This window comes from Streptomyces spiroverticillatus, assembly GCA_014650415.1.
In the GTDB taxonomy this organism is placed as follows: Bacteria; Actinomycetota; Actinomycetes; order Streptomycetales; family Streptomycetaceae; genus Streptomyces; species Streptomyces spiroverticillatus.
In genome coordinates, this window is record BMUX01000012.1 from 170,568 (window position 1) to 187,610 (window position 17,043).

General features: G+C 72.0%; 12 protein-coding genes. All 12 read right to left on the bottom strand.

Features of this window, described 5'->3' with window-relative positions:
* Window positions 1–3: 3 nt before the first annotated feature.
* Genes IE269_RS28695 through IE269_RS28750 form a run of 12 tightly spaced genes read right to left on the bottom strand, consistent with a single transcriptional unit; the run spans window position 4 to window position 17,042 of the window.
* Window positions 4–651 (bottom strand): PIG-L deacetylase family protein, encoded by a 648-nt coding sequence (locus IE269_RS28695; RefSeq protein ID WP_189826081.1) that lies wholly within the window; start codon window positions 649–651, stop codon window positions 4–6.
* Window positions 648–1,442, bottom strand: coding sequence for a sugar phosphate nucleotidyltransferase (locus IE269_RS28700; protein WP_189826082.1), 795 nt, complete (start codon window positions 1,440–1,442; stop codon window positions 648–650). The genes IE269_RS28695 and IE269_RS28700 overlap by 4 nt, the downstream gene beginning before the upstream one ends.
* Complete coding sequence (locus IE269_RS28705) at window positions 1,439–2,674, bottom strand: class I SAM-dependent methyltransferase (RefSeq protein ID WP_189826083.1); 1,236 nt, start codon at window positions 2,672–2,674, stop codon at window positions 1,439–1,441. Before IE269_RS28705 ends, IE269_RS28700 begins: the two co-directional genes overlap by 4 nt.
* Window positions 2,671–3,945, bottom strand: a complete 1,275-nt coding sequence (locus IE269_RS28710) for a glycosyltransferase (protein WP_189826180.1) — start codon at window positions 3,943–3,945, stop codon at window positions 2,671–2,673. Before IE269_RS28710 ends, IE269_RS28705 begins: the two co-directional genes overlap by 4 nt.
* A gap of 32 nt (window positions 3,946–3,977) precedes the next feature.
* The gene (locus IE269_RS28715) at window positions 3,978–5,243 is read right to left on the bottom strand and encodes an O-antigen ligase domain-containing protein (RefSeq protein WP_229898322.1); all 1,266 of its coding nucleotides are present in this window, start codon (window positions 5,241–5,243) and stop codon (window positions 3,978–3,980) included.
* A gap of 1 nt (window position 5,244) precedes the next feature.
* Window positions 5,245–6,774 (bottom strand): right-handed parallel beta-helix repeat-containing protein, encoded by a 1,530-nt coding sequence (locus IE269_RS28720; RefSeq protein ID WP_229898323.1) that lies wholly within the window; start codon window positions 6,772–6,774, stop codon window positions 5,245–5,247.
* Between the two features lie 8 nt (window positions 6,775–6,782).
* Window positions 6,783–8,708, bottom strand: a complete 1,926-nt coding sequence (locus tag IE269_RS28725; protein WP_438817643.1) for an alginate lyase family protein — start codon at window positions 8,706–8,708, stop codon at window positions 6,783–6,785.
* Window positions 8,709–8,713: 5 nt separating this feature from the next.
* Window positions 8,714–10,888 (bottom strand): bi-domain-containing oxidoreductase, encoded by a 2,175-nt coding sequence (locus tag IE269_RS28730; RefSeq protein WP_189826085.1) that lies wholly within the window; start codon window positions 10,886–10,888, stop codon window positions 8,714–8,716.
* A gap of 9 nt (window positions 10,889–10,897) precedes the next feature.
* Window positions 10,898–12,835 (bottom strand): asparagine synthase (glutamine-hydrolyzing), encoded by a 1,938-nt coding sequence (gene asnB / locus IE269_RS28735; protein WP_189826086.1) that lies wholly within the window; start codon window positions 12,833–12,835, stop codon window positions 10,898–10,900.
* A 3-nt stretch (window positions 12,836–12,838) separates the two neighbouring features.
* The gene (locus IE269_RS28740; RefSeq protein ID WP_189826087.1) at window positions 12,839–14,404 is read right to left on the bottom strand and encodes a Wzz/FepE/Etk N-terminal domain-containing protein; all 1,566 of its coding nucleotides are present in this window, start codon (window positions 14,402–14,404) and stop codon (window positions 12,839–12,841) included.
* Window positions 14,401–15,828, bottom strand: a complete 1,428-nt coding sequence (locus IE269_RS28745; protein WP_189826088.1) for a Wzz/FepE/Etk N-terminal domain-containing protein — start codon at window positions 15,826–15,828, stop codon at window positions 14,401–14,403. Before IE269_RS28745 ends, IE269_RS28740 begins: the two co-directional genes overlap by 4 nt.
* The gene (locus IE269_RS28750) at window positions 15,825–17,042 is read right to left on the bottom strand and encodes a glycosyltransferase family 4 protein (RefSeq protein ID WP_189826089.1); all 1,218 of its coding nucleotides are present in this window, start codon (window positions 17,040–17,042) and stop codon (window positions 15,825–15,827) included. The genes IE269_RS28745 and IE269_RS28750 overlap by 4 nt, the downstream gene beginning before the upstream one ends.
* Window position 17,043 lies beyond the last annotated feature (1 nt).

Here is a 17,043-nt window from a genome sequence, read left to right on the forward strand (position 1 = left end):
GGTTCAGTCCCCCAGGTGGAGCGTGAGTTTGGTGACGGCGAACGCCTCGGCGTACCGGGCGTGGCATTCGATGCCGCGGATGCGGGCGAGACCGAGGAAGGCCTCGCGGTCGTACCAGGGGCGGTGGCGTTGCGAGGGGTAGTGCTCCTGCAGCAGCCGCACCTTCTGTTCGGCGGTCTCGGTCGACAGCGGCTGGTAGGCCTGCATGCGGCCCAGGTCGCCGTCCCACTTGACGATCTCGTAGCCGAGGACCAGGTGGTCGCGGAACGCGGTCGGGATGAGCTGTGCCAAGCCCCGGTGGTCCTGGTGGGCGTCGTCGGTGCGTGGCGCGAGGACCAGATCGGGGTCGGTGCGCCCGCGCAGCTCCTCGACGGCGGCCTTGGCCTCGTCCCACTGCGAGGGAAGCCGGCCGTCCGCCAGTTTGAGCACGGTCAGATGCAGGTCGGCGCCCGGGCAGAAGGCGGTGAGCGCGGCCGCCTCCTCCTGCTCGCGCGCGGTGCCGCCGCCGGTGAGCACCAGGGCGTCGACGCGGAGGCCCGGATGCGCCTGACACAGCGTCAAAAGCGTTGCTCCTGCGCCGATCGCGATGTCGTCGCAGTGCGCGCCCACCGCGACGACCCGTTCCAGGGGGCCCGCCCCGAGCCGTATCACGCCCCCGCCCGGACGCGGTCGTGCTCCCACACGGCCCACGGGCGGTCGCCCCGGGCGTACGCGTCGTCGAGTGCGGCGCGCTCCTTCACCGTGTCGGTCGGCTTCCAGAAACCGCGGTGCTGGTGCGCCACCAGGCGTCCCTGCTTGGCGAGTTGACCGCAGCCGTCGGCGACGAGGTCGCCGCCCTCGGGTATGTGGTCGAAGACCTCCTGGCGCAGCACGAAGTACCCGCCGTTCTCCCACAGAGGCAGCTCGCTCACCGCCGTGATACCACCCACCAGTCCGTCCTCCCCCAACTCCACGCAGTGGAAGGATGATTGGGGCGGCACGACCATCATCGACGCCCCGGCGTCCCGCTGCGAGAACTTCTCGATCATCTCCGGCAGCGGGGCGTCCGTCAGCACGTCCGCGTAGTTGGCGAGAAACATCTCGTCGCCGTCCAGATGGTGACGCACCCGGCGCAGCCGCTCGCCGATCGGCGACTCGATGCCGGTCTGCGCGAAGGTGATCGTCCAGTCGGCGATGTCGGTGGACAGCAGCTCGGTCTTGCCGCCGCGCAGCACGAAGTCGTTGGACGTCGTCTCCTCGTAGTTGAGGAAGAAGTCCTTGATGTGGTGCGCGCCGTAACCCAGGCACAGGATGAACTCCCGGTGCCCGAAGTGCGCGTAGTAGCGCATCACGTGCCAGATCAGCGGGCGCGGGCCGACCATGGCCATCGGCTTGGGCACGTCGTCGGAGGCACCGTTGCGCATCCGCATCCCGTACCCGCCGCAGAACAGGACGACCTTCATGACGACACCTCGACAATGCTCAGTTCCGGGATGGGAAAGACGAGGCGGCCGCCCCAGTCGTGCACGAACGACAGCTGCTCGATCAGCTCGTCGCGAAGGTTCCACGGCAGGATCAGGACGTAGTCCGGCTTGTCCTCGGCGATCCGCTCGGGCGCCAGGATCGGAATGCGGCTGCCCGGGGTGAACCTGCCGTGCTTGTAAGGGTTTCGGTCCACCGTGTACGCCAGCAGGTCGGGGCGGATCCCGCAGTGGTTGAGCAGCGTGTTGCCCTTGCCCGGCGCCCCGTACCCCACGACCGCTTTGCCGTTCTCGGCCGCGTCGATCAGGAACCGCAGCAGGTCCCGGCGCACCTTCGCCACCCGGGCCGAGAACTCGGCGTACCCGGACAGCTCCTGGAGCCCGGCCGCCTTCTCCCGGTCCAGTACGTCCGACACCCGGCGGGACGGCTCACCGGCCACCTCGGCCGGCCGGGCCCACAGCCGGATCGAGCCGCCGTGCGTGGGCAGCAGCTCGACGTCCACCAGGGTCAGTCCACCACTGGCCAGCGCCCGGATCGCGGAGGCGACCGTGTAGTACTGGAAATGCTCGTGGTAGATCGTGTCGTACTGGTTCTCCTCGATCAGGGTGAGCAGGTGCTGCACCTCGATGGAGACCCACCCGTCGTCGGCGACCAGGGCGCGCAGCCCCTGGGTGAAGCCGACCACGTCGGGGATGTGCGCGTACACGTTGTTCGCCACGACCAGGTCCGCCGGACCGTGCTCGGCGCGGACGGCGGCTCCCGTCTCCGGCGACAGGAACTCCGTGACCGTGGGCACCCCCGCCTCCCGCGCCGCCGCCCCGACGTTCACCGACGGCTCGACGCCCAGGCAGCGGATCCCCCGGTCCACCACGTGCTTCAGCAGATAGCCGTCGTTGCTGGCGACCTCCACCACGAAGGCGTCCGGGCCGAGCCCCACCCGCTCGACGGCACCGGCGACGAAGGTGCGCGCGTGCTCCACCCAGGAGGTGGAGAAGGAGGAGAAGTACGCGTACTCGCTGAACGTGTCCTCCGGCGTGATCAGCGGCGGTATCTGTGCCAGCCAGCAGTCGGTGCAGACCCGCAGGTGCAGCGGATACGCCGGCTCCGGCAGGTCCAGTTGCTCCGCGCTGAGAAAGCTCTCGCACGGCGGCGTCGCCCCCAGGTCGACGACGCTCGCCAGCGCCGCCGAACCGCACAGTCGGCATCGTGTCATCTGCTGCCCCCATCCCCGCCCGCGCGGGAGTCCCGCAGCGGGCCCGATTTCCCCACCGGCGGCGCGCCGTTCGCGCCTCCGGACGACCGCCCCGCGATCGCGGAGCGGTACCCCTCCACCAGACGGTCCAGCCCGACGGACGGGCTGTACCCCTGCTCGTAGCGGAGCCTGGCCGCACGGCCCAGCTCCTCGTTCGCCGCCGGGTCGGCCGCGACCTTGCGCAGGCACGCGGCGAGCGAACCCGCGTCGCCGGGCCGGTGCAGCAGTCCGCTCGCCCCGTCCTCGACGAGTTCCGTGAAGCCGCCGTGCGCGGCGGCGACGACCGGCACTCCGGCAGCCATCGCCTCCGCCGCCACCAGCCCGAACGTCTCCAGAGCCATCGACGGCGCGACCACGGCCACCGACCGGGCGATGGCGCGCCGGCACTGCGCCGGGTCGTACAGGCCGACGTACCGCACGTCGTCGCGGCCCGCCGCCCACGCGGCCACCTCCCGCTCCAGCGGCCCCGTACCGGCCAGCATCAGCGGTACCCCCACGCCGCCGCCCGCCGCGACCTCGTCCCACGCCGACATCAGCAGCCGTACGCCCTTGGCCTCCGACAGCCTGCCCAGGAAGAGCAGGTGCTCGCCCGCGCCTTCCCGGTACACCCCGGGGTCGGGCACGAAGTTGGGCTTGAGCGCCAGCAGTTCGGCCGGCATCCCGGCGCGCACCAGCAGGTCGCGCTGCGCCTTCGAGATGCAGAAGAACCGCTCCACCCCCGACCACCAGCGCCGCCGGTTCACCGCCATGCCGACCGCCACCGGCACCGTCGCCAGCCGCGACTCGCGGTAGCAGCCGTGCCGTACGGCGGGCAGCGGCGATCCGGCCGTCACGCACTTCGTGCACTGGCGGCCGTCGCGGCGCAGGGTGCCCGGCGGGCAGATCTGGTTGTAGTTGTGCAGCGTGGCCACGACGGGCACGCCCACGTCGGCGCAGGCCGCCAGCACCGAGGGCGACAAAAGCGGGAAGACGTTGTGGACGTGCACCACGTCCGGCCGCTCGGCACGCAGCCGGGCCGCCAGCTCGGTGCGCACCGCGGGGTTCCACGGCACCAGCAGCGGCACCGCCACCTTGCCCAGCAGGGAGCGGGCGGCTATGTCGTCGCTGTACCGCTGGAAGACGCCGACCCGGTGGCCGCCCGCGCGCAGCAGCTCGGTCTCCTGGTCGACGACCCGGTTCTCGCCGCTCGGCTGCGCCGACGAATACCGGTTGTGCACCACCATGACGTGCAGGCCGCCGTCGGAGGAGGTCGCGTCGGAAAGGTTCATGTCAGCCTCCGGGCCCAGCGCGGGACGTGTCGTCGGGGAACTGCGGGCGTCGGAAGATGCGTGTCCCCGGAGGGCGCCGCCAGCAGCGACGCCGCCAGGGCCAGGTGCAGCAGATACGCCGAGGCGTCGCCCAGACCGGCCTCGGTGTAGGAGGAGATCCCGACGTAACTGATCAGGAAGATCGCGCAGGCCCGCTGGAGCGACGGCGGCCGCAGCAGCGCCACGCCGCCCAGGATCAGGAACATCGCCGCGACCACGGCGGTGCCGACCAGGCCCTGTTCGTCGTAGACCGCCAGCCAGCTGTTGTCGATCGGCAGCCCGCCGAACGACTTGTCGCTCAGCCCCGTCCCGAACAGCCGCTCGGTGAGGGTCCGGGGCGCGTCCAGCAGCGCGTCCCACACCGTGGCACGGCCGGTCAGGCTGGTGAGGTACTCCGTCGACTGCCCGCGCAGGAACCACGCCTGCAGCGCGGAGGCGAACACCACCGCCGCCACCGTGCCGCCCACCACCGCCCAGGTGAAGAACCGGCGGGCCGCCGCACTGGTCAGCAGCAGCGAGCCGATCGCCAGCACCAGCGCCACCAGCATCCCGACCGTCGCCGTCCTGGTGTGGCTCAGCAGCAGCAGCGCCAGCGACGGCACGACCACCACCATCGCCGCCCGCCAGCCGGTCCGGCGCCCCAGCGCCAGCAGCACGGCAAGACCGATGATCACCGCCGTGTACTGGCCGATCTGCGGCGGCGTCAGCGGCCACAGCGCACCCACCAGCCGGCCCCCGTACAGATCGGGCATGGCCGCGCCCGGCGAGATCGCCAGACCCGCCACCACCGACATCAGCACCACGAAGTACATCCGGATGTGGGTGCGCACGAACCCCAGCCCGCCGTCCCACCAGCGGCTCAGCAGCCACAGCGTGGCCACGAACAGCATCAGCCTGCCGCACCGGAACAGCGCCCCGAACCCGGCCTCCAGACTCACGCTGGAGATCAGGCTCGGCACCAGCAGCAGCGTGAGCAGGAACAGGAAGGAACTCGCCCGGATCCGCAGCCCGACATTGACCGCGAGCGCCAGCGTGAACGCCGCGACCAGCGACCCCATGGTGACCATCTGGATCAGCGAGCGGGGGATCGGGAAGATGGTCTGCGCCCCCGCCGAACCCAGCACGTTGAGCCCCAGCAGCACCCACGCCGCCCTGGCCGCCTTCGGCGTGCCCGCCGGACGCGGCCCGGTGTCGCGGGCGGTGCGCATCAGGTCCGAGGCCATGTCACCCACCCGCCCGCTGGCCGAAGGTGCTGCCGACGTCCTGCCGGTAGGGGGCGTCCTGCCACTGCGCCGAGTCGATCTTCACGGCCGGGTCGTCGGCGACGAAGTTCCACGGCCCCCGGTACTCGTTGTCGTACCAGCGGTTCTGCTGCTTGTGGATCAGCGCGTCGGACACCTTCTTGGCCTTGTACGGCGACCAGTCGGGCCAGGTGCCGTAGTTGGACAGCACCGCCGAGCGGGCGCACTCCGCCGTGCACCCCAGGGCCGCGGCGTCCACCGTGAAACGGTTGTCGTGGACGTCGACACGCTGCGTCTTCCACCGGCAGTCGTCGTACAGCGGCTTCTTGGCGATCGCGGGCTGCGCACAGCTCTTGGTGTCCTTCACCAGCAGCGTGCAGTAGCCGGTGGAGGTGTTGGCCGGGCTGTTGCAGAACCGGTTGGAGTTCTCCCAGAGGGTGATGCCGTTCCAGTTGTTCTCCAGCAGGTTCCGGTAGATGTCGATCTTGTTCGTACGGGCCTTGATGCGCGGCTCGCCGCCCGCCTCCGAGACGTAGATCGTCGCGTACGGGAAGGTGTCGCCCCGGTCGGAGAGCCTGCGGCCCTCGACGACGTTGTTCCGCCGGAAGGTGTTGTTGCGGACGATCGTGTTGTAGCTGGTCTCGTACATCAGCCCGGCGCCGTCGTTGGCCTCGATGACGTTGTTCTCGAAGAGGAAGTCGTTGTTGTTGTTGTCCGCCCACAGACCCGCGCCCCGGTTGTCGTGCACCCAATTGCCGCGCACGTCCGCCCCGTTGACCGCCCAGAACTTGATCCCGGCGGTGCAGCCGCAGCCCGGGCGCTTGCGCTCCCAGTCGTCGGTGTTGTTGCCGGTGACCTCGTTGCCCTCGACCAGCAGACCCCGGATCGAGTCGCCGTCCTTGTAGGCGTTCACGCCGTACTGCCCGTTGTCGCGCAGGCAGTTGGCGCGGATCTTCTGCCGGGCGCCGACCATCATCCCGCCGCCCGCGTTCTTCTGGATGGTGTTGTGCTCGATCACCCAGCCGTCGGCGGAACTGTTGTTGACCACGCCCTCGTCCTGCGGCGGGATGAACCCCTGCACGGTCAGGTACCGCAGGGTGACGTCGGGGGCGGGACCGCCGAACGCGTACTGGTTCACCTTGAGGCCGTCCACCACCGCGCCCGGTGCACCCAGGTAGGTGTTCCCCTTCTTCGGCAGTACCTGCGCGTACTGCTTGGGCACCAGCCGGTGCGTGCCGGGGCGCAGCCAGAACGTGGTGCCCGCGGGGCTGCTCTCCGTCTTGGCGGCCAGGTCGCCGACGACCGCGGGGTCGACGCTCACCGCGCCCGCCGGCGCCTGCTCCGGCCCGGCGGGCGGCTTGGCGCAGACCCGGGCCACGGCCGTGGCGGGCGCACCGGTCGAGGTGGGCGCGACACTCGGTTTCGGCCCGTCGTCCGGTGTCCCCGTACAGCCCGCCACCGCGAGCACCAGCAGTGCCCCCGGTAACGCCCAGATCCGCCCCAGCTTTCCCACGCGTCCCCCTAGTCGCCGAACCCGAGCACGGTGACGAACCCCTGCCCGTCGTCGGTGAACCCGGTGCCGACCAGGGTGGTGGCGGGCTCCTTGCGTCCGAACCCGGGGGAGTACCAGCCGAGCGGAGGCCCGCTCTCGCCCCGGTGCGCCCGCCACATCAGCGAGCCCGGCAGCTCCAGCACCGCCGTACGGTCCTCGCCGTCCCGCGTCCAGGTGAGCCGGGCCCGGCCGTCCACCAGGTCCGCGCCGACCCCGGGACCGAGGTGGAACGCCAGCCGTACCGCCCGGCGGGGACCGCTCACCTCGTCGACGATACGCAACTCCCGTGATTCCGCGTCCAGTTCGACGCTGCGCCGGTGCATCGACTCGCCGTAGCCGTCGTGCTCGGCCGACCAGCGCGAGGCGCCCACGTTCAGCACCCGGGTGTCGGCGTGCCGCGTCCACAGGAACGGCCCGCCCGAGACGGACTGGTCGACGCCGTCCAGCTCCACGGTGTTGTGGCCGAGCGTCGAGCGGAAGTACGACCGCCACTCGGGCTGCCCGTGGTAGCAGTACGTCCCCGGGTCGGCCAGCACGTCGACCCCGTCGAGGCGCACCTCCACGGACAGTGCGTCCGCGTGCGCGTGCGCGGCGATCGACAGGAACCCGTGCGGCCCCCCGTCGCAGCGCACCCACAGCTTCCCGGGCCCGCGCAGCAGGGTCATCCCGGCGTCGGCGAAGTGGCCGGGACGCTCGGCCGGACGCGTCACGCCTTCTTTTCCGTACGGTCGCACCAGCGCGGCCAGCAGGGGCGTGCGTACGTCCGTGACCGCGACGGGCGGCCACCAGCCGAGCCTGCCGAACACGGCGTCCCCGGTGCTCAGCAGCGAGGCCCACCGGTCGGTGCCTACGCCGTCCACGACCAAGCCGTGCCCGTCGTCCGCGTCGCCCTGGCGCGGCGGCCGCAGCCGGTCGTCCACCACGGCCGCCAGGGCGTCCGTCATCCGCAGCAGCACCAGCCGCACCGTCGCCGGGACGGGTACGTCGGCGGCGTCCGCCTCCGCGAGCGCGGCCAGCCCGAGTTCCAGGACGAGCCCGTGGTACTCGCTGGCCAGCTCCCGGTTGAGCCCGGAGGGGAAGGTGTTGGCGCGCAAGTGCTGCTCCAGCGAGCGCAGGGCGTCCGCCCGCCACTGCTCCGAGGAGGGGAACCAGTCGAACGCGCAGGCCGCGGCGAACTGCCCGGCCGCCTCCGCGATCACATGGTTGTTCGCGGAGGAACCCCGGCTGGGGAAGGCGGCCAGCCAGCGCTGGTGGTGCCAGATCTGGTTGCGTGCCACCGGGTTGCCCTCGAACAGGGCACTCGCCCCCGGCCACCCGTCGAGCAGCCGCCGCACCCACACCCAGGACAGCAGCCGGATGCCGAGCTCGATGCCGCTGATCCAGTGCACCCCGCGCAGCGGCGCGTTGGCCGCCCACCACGACTTCAGGTGCGCCGCCACCCGCTCGGCGTACCGGTCCTCGCCGGTCACCGCGTAGGCGGCGGCCAGCACGGTCAGGTACTGGTGCCGCGACAGCTCCCAGATCTGCTTGATGTCCCCGGACAGCTCCTCGTCCCGGTAGGGCAGCCCGAAGGCGTACCCCCACGGGGCGTGCCGGCCCGTCTTGGGGTCGTACCACCAGTCGGGGTCGACGAGGTCGGTGCGCTCCACCCCGAAGTACGTGATGTGCCCGGCCATCAGCCGGTCCGCCTCGGCCACGAGACGCCCCACGGCCCCCGCCGGCACCGCCTTCAGCGTCCCGGGCGGCAGCACGGAGGTGAACCGGGCGCCGGACACGGGCGGGCAGTGCGGCGGATCGGCCCGCCAGCGCCACCTGCGCACCGCGTCCAGGGTCCGGCCGCCCACCTCGCGCGGCCCCATCCGGGACAGCCGCCGCAGGTACCAGGCGGGACTCATGAGGCTCATCGCGTCCTCGCCAGCGTCACCGGGGTCCCACTGGCGAGCCCGGTCCGCACCGCGAGGGTGGCCGCCGTGGTGGCGGCCAGGGACTCCAGCGACACCGGCATCGGGCCGCCGGAGCGCACCGCCCGTACGAACGCGGCCAGTTCGGCGTTCTGCCCCTTGTCCCGGGCCTTCGGCAGCCGGGAGCTGACCCACCGCTTCTGCCCGTAGACAGACGCCCGCACGAAGTCGTCCAGCCGCAGCACCTTGCCGTCCGCGACCAGGTCCAGGGTCTCCTTGGGGAAACTCGACGCACCGGTGGTGACGTAGCTGAGGGTGGCGGTGGAGGCGTCCGGGTAGCGCAGCACGACCTGGAGGTCCTCGCCACCGGGCGAGGCGACGGCATACACGGAGACCGGGTCGGCGCCGAGCAGCCAGCTCGCCGTGTCGACGAAGTGCCCGCCCTCACCGGCGAACCGGGAGCCCTCGGTGTCCTGCTGGAGGTACCAACTGCCGTGCTGGAGCGAGCCCGCGTTGATCAGGTAGCGCAGGCTCGCCGGGCCCGTGCGCTCGCCGAAGCGGTGCTTGGCCTCCTGGAGCAGGGGTGCGAAGCGGCGGTTGAAGCCCACCTGGAGGCGGTCGTTGCCGGTCTCCTCCACCGTCGCGAGGACCCCGGCCAGCTCCTCCTCGGTCAGTGCGAGGGGCTTCTCCACGAACACCGCCTTGCCCGCCGTCAGGGCCTTGCGGGTCAGGTCGGCGTGCGAGCTGTGCCGGGTGACCACGAACACCGCGTCGACCGCATCGTCGCCGAGCACCGAGTCCAGGTCGGTGGTGGCGGACGCGAAGCCGAACTTCCGTTGGGCGTTGGCCCCGGACAGCGACGTCGTGGTGACCACCGTCGACAGCTCGACGCCCTCGCGCCCCGTCAGGTGCGGCAGCAGCATCGACGTGGCGTAGTTCCCCGCACCGACGAACGCCACCCGCACCGCCCTGCCACGGGAACGGGCGGGGGCGGAAGGCTGGACCCGTACCGTCGGCACGGCCACCTCGGGCGCCTCCACCACCCCCGTGCCCTCCGGGTACCGGAACAGCACGGCCACGGCCTTCAACTCGCCGTCCTTCAGGCTCTGATACGTCTGGACCGCGTCCGCGAAGTCCGCGACGTGGGAGACCAGCGGCTCCACGTTCACCCGGCCGCGCGCCATCAGGTCCAGGAAGCACGCCAGGTTGCGGCGCTCCGTCCAGCGCACGTACCCGATCGGGTAGTCGCGCCCCTCCAGCTCGTACGAGGGGTCGTAGCGCCCGGGACCGTACGAGCGCGAGAAGCGGACGTCCAGCTCCTTCTCGTAGTACGCGTTCCACGGCAGGTCGAGGCGGCACTTGCCGATGTCGATCACCCGGCCCCGGTCCCGGCTCAGGCGCGCCGCCAGCTCCACCGGCTGGTTGGAGCCGCCGCCGGCCGCCAGGTACACCTGGTCGACGCCGTGCCCGCCGGTGAGTTCGGCCACCGCGCTCTCCACGGCCGCCGACGTGGGATCGCCGCAGGCCACCGCGCCCAGGCGCTCGGCGAGTTCGCAGCGCCCACGGTCCGGGTCGACGCCCACCACCCGTACCCCCGAAGCCGTCAGCAACTGCGCCACCAACTGGCCGATCAGTCCCAGACCGATGACGAGGGCCACCTCGCCGAGCTGCGGCTCGCCCTGACGCACCCCCTGCAACGCGATCGACCCGACGGTCCCGAACGACGCCTGCCGGGGATCCAGACCGTCCGGCACCGGCGTGTAGAGGTTCTTCGGCACCCAGTTCAACTCGGCGTGCAGCGCGTGCTCGTTGCCCGCGCACGCCACCAGGTCGCCGGCCTTCACGTCGTCGACGCCTGCGCCGACCTGCTCGACCACCCCGCACAGCGAATAGCCCAGCGGCGTGTACGAGTCGAGCTTGCCCATCACCTTGCGGTACGTCGCGGGCACCCCGTTGGTGGCCACGCTCTGCATGACCTTGGCCACCTGGTCCGGGCGGGAGCGGGCCTTGCCGACCATCGACATGCCCGCCTCGGACACTTTCATGAGCTCCGTGCCGGTGGATATCAGCGAGTAGACGGTGCGCACCAGCACCCCGCCCGGCTTGCACCCCGGCTCCGGCACGTCGAGCACCGCCAGCTCGCCGCTCTTGTAGTTCTGCACTACCTGCTTCACCCGTGCTCCTCAGTTTTCCTCGGCCGTCGTGCGAGCGCTCGGGCCCGAGGTCGCGTCGCGGTACCAGTGCTCAAGGGTCAGTACGTGCCACAGATGTTTGGAGAAGTCCCGCTGCCCGGCGGCGTCCTCGGCGACCATCCGGGCCAGCGCGTCCCGCCGCAGGAACCCGGAGCGCACCAGCACCCCGTCGTTGACCACCTCGCGCACCAGCGGTGCCAGGTCCCGGCTCATCCACGCCCGCAGCGGGGCACTGAACAGGCCCTTCGGCCGGTAGACGATCTCCTTCGGCAGGATCGACGTCGCCGCCTCCTTCAGGACCGCCTTGCCCTGCCGCCCGGCGATCTTGCGGCTGCCGGGGAAGGCGAACGCCGCCTTCACCACCTCGACGTCCACGTACGGCACCCGCACCTCGGTCGACGCGGCCATGCTGGAGCGGTCCGTGTAGGCGAGGTTGAGACCCGGCAGGAACATCCGGGCGTCGCCCAGGCACATCCGGTTCACGAAGTCGTCGAGGTCGTTGTCCTCGTAGACGTCCCGGTGCTCGGTCAGCACGTCGTCGACCGTCCCCGCGAGATCCGGGTTGATCAGCGCGAGCAGCTCCTGCTGGTCGTACATCGTGTAGCTGCGCCGGAACGCGGTCTCCTCCGGCAGGTCCGCGAACGACAGGAACCGCTTCGCGAACCGCACCGACCGGTACCCGCGCCGCGCCGTGGCGACCGGCAGCCGGTCCACGACACCGCCGATGCCCCGCCGCAGCGGACGCGGAACACGCTGGTAGCGCACGGCGATCAGGTTGGCCAGGTGCTTGCGGTACCCGGCGAACAGCTCGTCCGCACCCATCCCCGACAGCATCACCTTCACCCCGGCCTCACGGGCCGCCCGGCAGATCAGGTACGTGTTGATGGCAGCCGGGTCGCCGATCGGCTCGTCCAGGCTGTACGTCATCTGCGGCAGCAGGTCCAGCACGTTCGGCGCGATCTCGATCTCGTGCAGGTCCACCCCGAACCGCCCCGCCACCTGCCGGGCGTAGCGCAGGTCGTCCGGCATCGCCTCGAACTTGGCGTCCTCGGCCCGGAAACCGATCGTGTACGCGGAGATCCCCGGCCGGTCGCGGGCGGCCAGCGCGGTCAGATAGCTGGAGTCCAGACCGCCGGACAGGAACGTCGCCACGGGTACGTCGGAGAGCAGATGGAGCCGGGTCGACTCGGCGACGACGGCGGCCAGGTCCGGCAGGTCGCCGCTGCGCGCCCGGGCCTGGCCCTCGGCGGCGACGTCCTTCAGGTTCCAGTACCGGCCGCGCCGCACCTGCCCGTCGGCCCGCACCCGCAGCCAGCTCCCCGGCGGCAGCTTCTCCGCCCCGCTCAGCGCGCACCGCGAGTCCGGCACCCAGTAGTACAGCAGCGAGGCCACCAGCGCCGCGTGGTCCACCTCCAGCGAACCGCCGGTCGCCGCCGCCAGGGCCTTCAGCTCGGACGCGAAGAGGAGACCCTCGCCGCGCCGCACCAAAAACAGCGGCTTGATGCCCAACTGGTCTCGGGCCAGCACCAGTTCACCGGTGCGCTCGTCGAAGATCCCGAACGCGAACATGCCGCGCAGCCTCGGTAGGCAGTCCGTGCCCCAGCGCCGCCACGCCTCCAGCACCACCTCCGTGTCGGAGGTCCCGCGAAAACGCACCCCGCCGGCTTCCAACTCCGCCCGCAGTTCCGGTGCGTTGTACAGCTCACCGTTGTAGGTGAGGGCGAGTCCGTCGGAGACCATCGGCTGGGCACCGGTCTCCGACAGGTCGATGATGGCGAGCCTGCGGTGCCCCAGGTGCACCGTCCCGTCACCCGCCGGATGGTCGTAGCGGCCCGCCCCGTCCGGGCCGCGATGGGCCAGGACGTCGGTGAGCCGGTCGGTGACCGCCTTCCCGTCCGGCCACCGGTACGCCCCTGCTATGCCGCACATGATCTACCGCACCTCCGTCTCGTCGTCCGGAACCCGTGCCGCCCACAGCGGCAGCCGCTCCGTACGCGGTTGCCGCGACCCGTTCTGGTGGGTCTGCGGGTCGTTCCGGTCGCTGTGGTGTGGGTGCGGTTCGTTCCGGTCGGCCAGGCCGCGCAGCGCGGTGTGCACCACGTCCCACAGCGTGCCGTCGGTACGGTCGCGCGGATCGGCGTCGATCAGCACCACGCCGATCACGGGAATGTGCTGGTCGGCGAGCTGCCGGGCCACCGTGTGCAGCCAGGCGGTGCTGCCGTGCCCGGTGCGTACGACGAGGACCGTGCGGCTGCCGAGGTACTGGAGGTCGGTCCACGCGGTGCCGGGCGCCACCGAACCGACGCCGATCTGGCGTTCCTCGGCGCGCAGGGACCCGGCGCGCTCGCCGCCGACCACGTCCGGGTCGCCCGGCTTCGGGCGGCGCTTGGCGAGGCGGGCACCCGGCAGTCCGTCGACGACCACCACCGGGCCGTCCTGCGCCAGCGTTCTGGCGAGGTCCAGGGCGATGGTGCCCGCGCTGCGGGCGCAGCCCAGCTCCAGCAGCGACAGCGGCTCCGTCGAGCCGCGCACCGTACGCGCCAGCGACGTCGCGAGCCGGGCGCGGGCCGCCCGGGTCCTGCGCCGCCGCCACAACAGGCCCGGCCTGCCGGGAAGTTCCGCGACGACCGAGGCGCCCAGATGTGCGGCGATGTCCCGGCGCAGCACGGGCCGGTCGCCCACCACCGAGCCGACGGCGGCCAGCGCGATGCCCAGCACCAGACCCAGGGCGAGCCCGATGCCGCCCTTGGTGGCCAGGCCCTTGAGCAGGGAGTGCTTGAGCGCGCGCGGGGCGTCCACGATCTGCGTGCCGGACACCAGCCGTGGCGTGCCCGTCCCGGCCTCGGCGGCCCGCTGGTCGAAGTCGGCGATCCGCGAGTTGAGTTCCGCCCGGCGGGCGTACAGCGTCTCGGCGCCGGCCGCGCCCTTGGGGTCGGTCGTCGGGGGCTGCTTGCCGATCGTCTCGTTGACCTGGGCCAGCTCGACGCGCATCCGGTCGCGCTGGTCCAGCAGGGCCTTGGCCTCCGCCTTCGCGGTCTCCCGCATCCGGCGCACATGGTCGGCGACGAACGCGTTGGCGAGGGCCCCGGCACGGGCCACCGCCTCGGTGTTGGTCTTGGCCTTCACCTCGATCTGGAGGAGGTTGTTGGTCAGGCCGAGCCCCGTGTAGTCCTTCAGGAAGTCCTCCGCCTTCTCGGCGGAGTCCAGGGAACGCAGCGCCGCGTCGGCGATCCGGGTGGTGCCAAGGAGCGCCACGTCGGTGCGGATCAGGGTGCCGGTGTCGTTGGGCTGGTCCTCCCGGTGCGCGACCAGGACCTTGGTCACCGCGGTCGGCGGGGGCGGCAGCAGGACCGCGAGAGCGGAACCGGCCACCAGGCCCAGGAACGCCAGCGTCAGCCACAGGCGGCGGCGCCTGCGTACGGCCGCCACCAGGGCCTGCAGGTCGATGAGCGGAGCGGTGGCGGGCGGCTCCGGGTGCGCCGTTGCGTGTGTGGTCACTTCGCGGCTCCCGTCGTGCTGCCGCTCGCCCGCGCGGGCTTCTTCGTGCCGCCGGTGCTACCGGTGCCGCTCACCGGGAGCGGGGCGGGCGTGCTGTCGTCCCCGGGAGCGGCGGTGGAGGTGCGGGCCGGGCGGCCGCGGACCGTACCGGCGACGACGACGCCGACGAGGTCGTGGCTGCTGTCCGCGCACGCGTCGGCGATGCCGGAGAGGTCCTCGGCGGTCCAGTTGCCCGCGCCCAGCACGACCAGGGCGCCGGACTCGGCCTCGCGGTCGGGCACGGTCGGGCGGCCCACGGCGATCTTCACCACCCGCAGTGCGGGCGCCGCCCCGTCGGGTTCCTTCGTGGCCTCGGCGACGAGCTGGCCCGCGGCCCGGTCCGCGACCGGGTCCTCGTCCGGCACGAGCACCAACAGACCGCTGTTCGGCGGCAGTTGGTCCCGCAGACGGGCGCGCACCCGCCGGTAGCGGATGCTCCGGTCGGCGTCGTCGCCCGACCGCTGCGGCGGCGGCACGTCCCACCGGGTGTCCGTGCCCAGCAGTCTGCTCATCCGTACCAGCGGGCCCCGGCCGGGCGAACGCCCGACGTTCGCCTCCTCCGGTACGTCGACGGTGCCCAGCAGCGCGGAACCCAGCGCGGCGGCGATCTCCGGCCCCGTGCGCAGCCGCCGGTTCGCCCGCGCCACGGTCAGATGTCCGATCACGGCGAGCAGGAAGAACAGCACCGCCCCCGCCGCGATGAAGTGCAGCCGGGTCGGCGGCGTCTGGCCCACCGGGCGGGCCGCCGGACCCATGACGACCAGATCGGCCTTGTTGTTCGCCGGATCGGCCTGGTCCAGCTTCTCCATCGCCTTCTCCAGCGTGGTGCGCAGCCGCTCCAGGGACGTGCGCGCCTGCACGCTCTCCACGGAGCGCCCCGGATCGGCCGCCTTGGACAGCTCGGAGATCCGCCGGTTGGTCTGCACCACCTGCTGGCGCAACGCCTCGGCCTCCGTGTCGGAATCGGTGCTGCCGCCCGAGATCCGGGCGGCGAACGTCACGAACTGGCGGGCCAGCACGTCCGAGAGCCGCTGGGCGCGCTCCGGGGTGTCGGCCGCGCCCGAGATCTTGATGATGTTCCCGTCGGCGGCGGATGCCGCCACCTGCTTGCGCAGCTCCTCGCCGTCGACGCCGCTCCAGCCCAGTGCGGCCGCCGTGCGGTCGACCACCACCGAACTCGTCGCGATGTCCACCTGCGTCAGCAGCTCGCGCTGCTCCCACTGCCCCGGCAGCAGCACCGAGGCCGTCGCCGTGTACCGGGGCGGGAAGACCACCGAGACGCCGTAACCGACGAGCGCCCCCACCAGCGTCAGGACAGCCAGAAGCCGCCACCGGCGGCGGAGCATCCGTCCGACGGTGGCGAGGCGGATCGTGTCGTCGCTCAAGGGCGCAGCCTCCTTCGCACCCTGCGCGCCGACAGCGCCGCGCGGCACGCCGCGTCGTACGCCGCCAGCAACTGCGTCTGCGAATTGCGCCAGGACAGCTGGCCGCCGATCCGCTCCTGACCGGTCTTGCCCATGCGGGCCCGCCGGTCCGGGTCGTCCAGCAGCTCCGCGATCAGCTCCGCGAACGCGCGCTCGTCGTTGGCGGGCGCATACACGGCGGCGTCACCGGCGGAGACGCGTGCCTCCTTGAGGTCGAAGGAGACGATCGCCCGGCCCATCGCCATGTACTCCAGCACCTTGTTCATGGTGGAGACGTCGTTGAGCGGATTGCGCGGGTCGGGGGAGAGGCACACGTCCGCGCTGGAGAGGTACCGCACCAGGTCGGCGTCCGGGATGCGCCCGGTGAACTCCACCCGGTCCTCAAGACCCAGCTCCCGGGACAGCTCCACCATCGCGTCGAAGGCGTCACCGGCTCCGACGAACACCGCGTGCCAGTCGTCGCGCTTGATTTCGTCGCGCAGCTTCGCCAGGGCGCGCAGCGCGTAGTCGACTCCGTCCTGGGGGCCCATCACGCCCAGATAGCACAGCAGATGACTCTTCCCGCGCTTCAACTCCGGCTCGGGCGGCACCGGTTGGAAGCGGTCGGTCTGCGGTGCGCTGCGCACCACGAACACGTCCTCGGGCCGCTTGTTGCCCCGGCGCACCGCGACGTCCCGGTAGCTCTCGTTGGTGGCGATCACGACGTCCGCCGCCTTGTACGTCATCCGTTCCAGGGCGCACACGGCCCGGTACAGCGCGTCCTTGCCGCGGCCGAACCGGGACAGGTACAGCTCCGGCACCAGGTCGTGCTGGTCGAAGACGAACCGCGCCCCGAGCCGCTTGAGCCGCAGCGCGGGCAGGAACAGCAGGTCCGGCGGGTTGCACGCGTGCACCACGTGCACCGGGCCGACCTTGCGGGCGAGGCGGTCGGTGTGCCACAGCGCCGCACCGTACTCCCGCAGATAGCCGGCCGGGCCGCCGGTGGCCGCCCGTAACGGATAGCGGTGGATGTGCACCCCGTCGACCACGGCCTCCGGTTCGGTGTCCCGCTTCTCGCCGCGCGGGCACACCACATGCACCTCCCAGCCCGCGTCGCGCAGCGTCGTGCACTCCTGCCACACCCGCCGGTCGAAAGGCACCGACAGGTTCTCCACCAGGATCAGCGCACGCCGCATC

What these genes read in the sequence shown, in the direction of transcription:
- IE269_RS28700 (WP_189826082.1), bottom strand. Translation starts at nt 1,442, where the DNA reads ATGAAGGTCGTCCTGTTCTGCGGCGGGTACGGGATGCGGATGCGCAAC.
- IE269_RS28705 (WP_189826083.1), bottom strand. Translation starts at nt 2,674, where the DNA reads ATGACACGATGCCGACTGTGCGGTTCGGCGGCGCTGGCGAGCGTCGTC.
- IE269_RS28715 (WP_229898322.1), bottom strand. Translation starts at nt 5,243, where the DNA reads ATGGCCTCGGACCTGATGCGCACCGCCCGCGACACCGGGCCGCGTCCG.
- IE269_RS28725 (WP_438817643.1), bottom strand. Translation starts at nt 8,708, where the DNA reads ATGAGTCCCGCCTGGTACCTGCGGCGGCTGTCCCGGATGGGGCCGCGC.
- asnB (WP_189826086.1), bottom strand. Translation starts at nt 12,835, where the DNA reads ATGTGCGGCATAGCAGGGGCGTACCGGTGGCCGGACGGGAAGGCGGTC.
- IE269_RS28750 (WP_189826089.1), bottom strand. Translation starts at nt 17,042, where the DNA reads ATGCGGCGTGCGCTGATCCTGGTGGAGAACCTGTCGGTGCCTTTCGAC.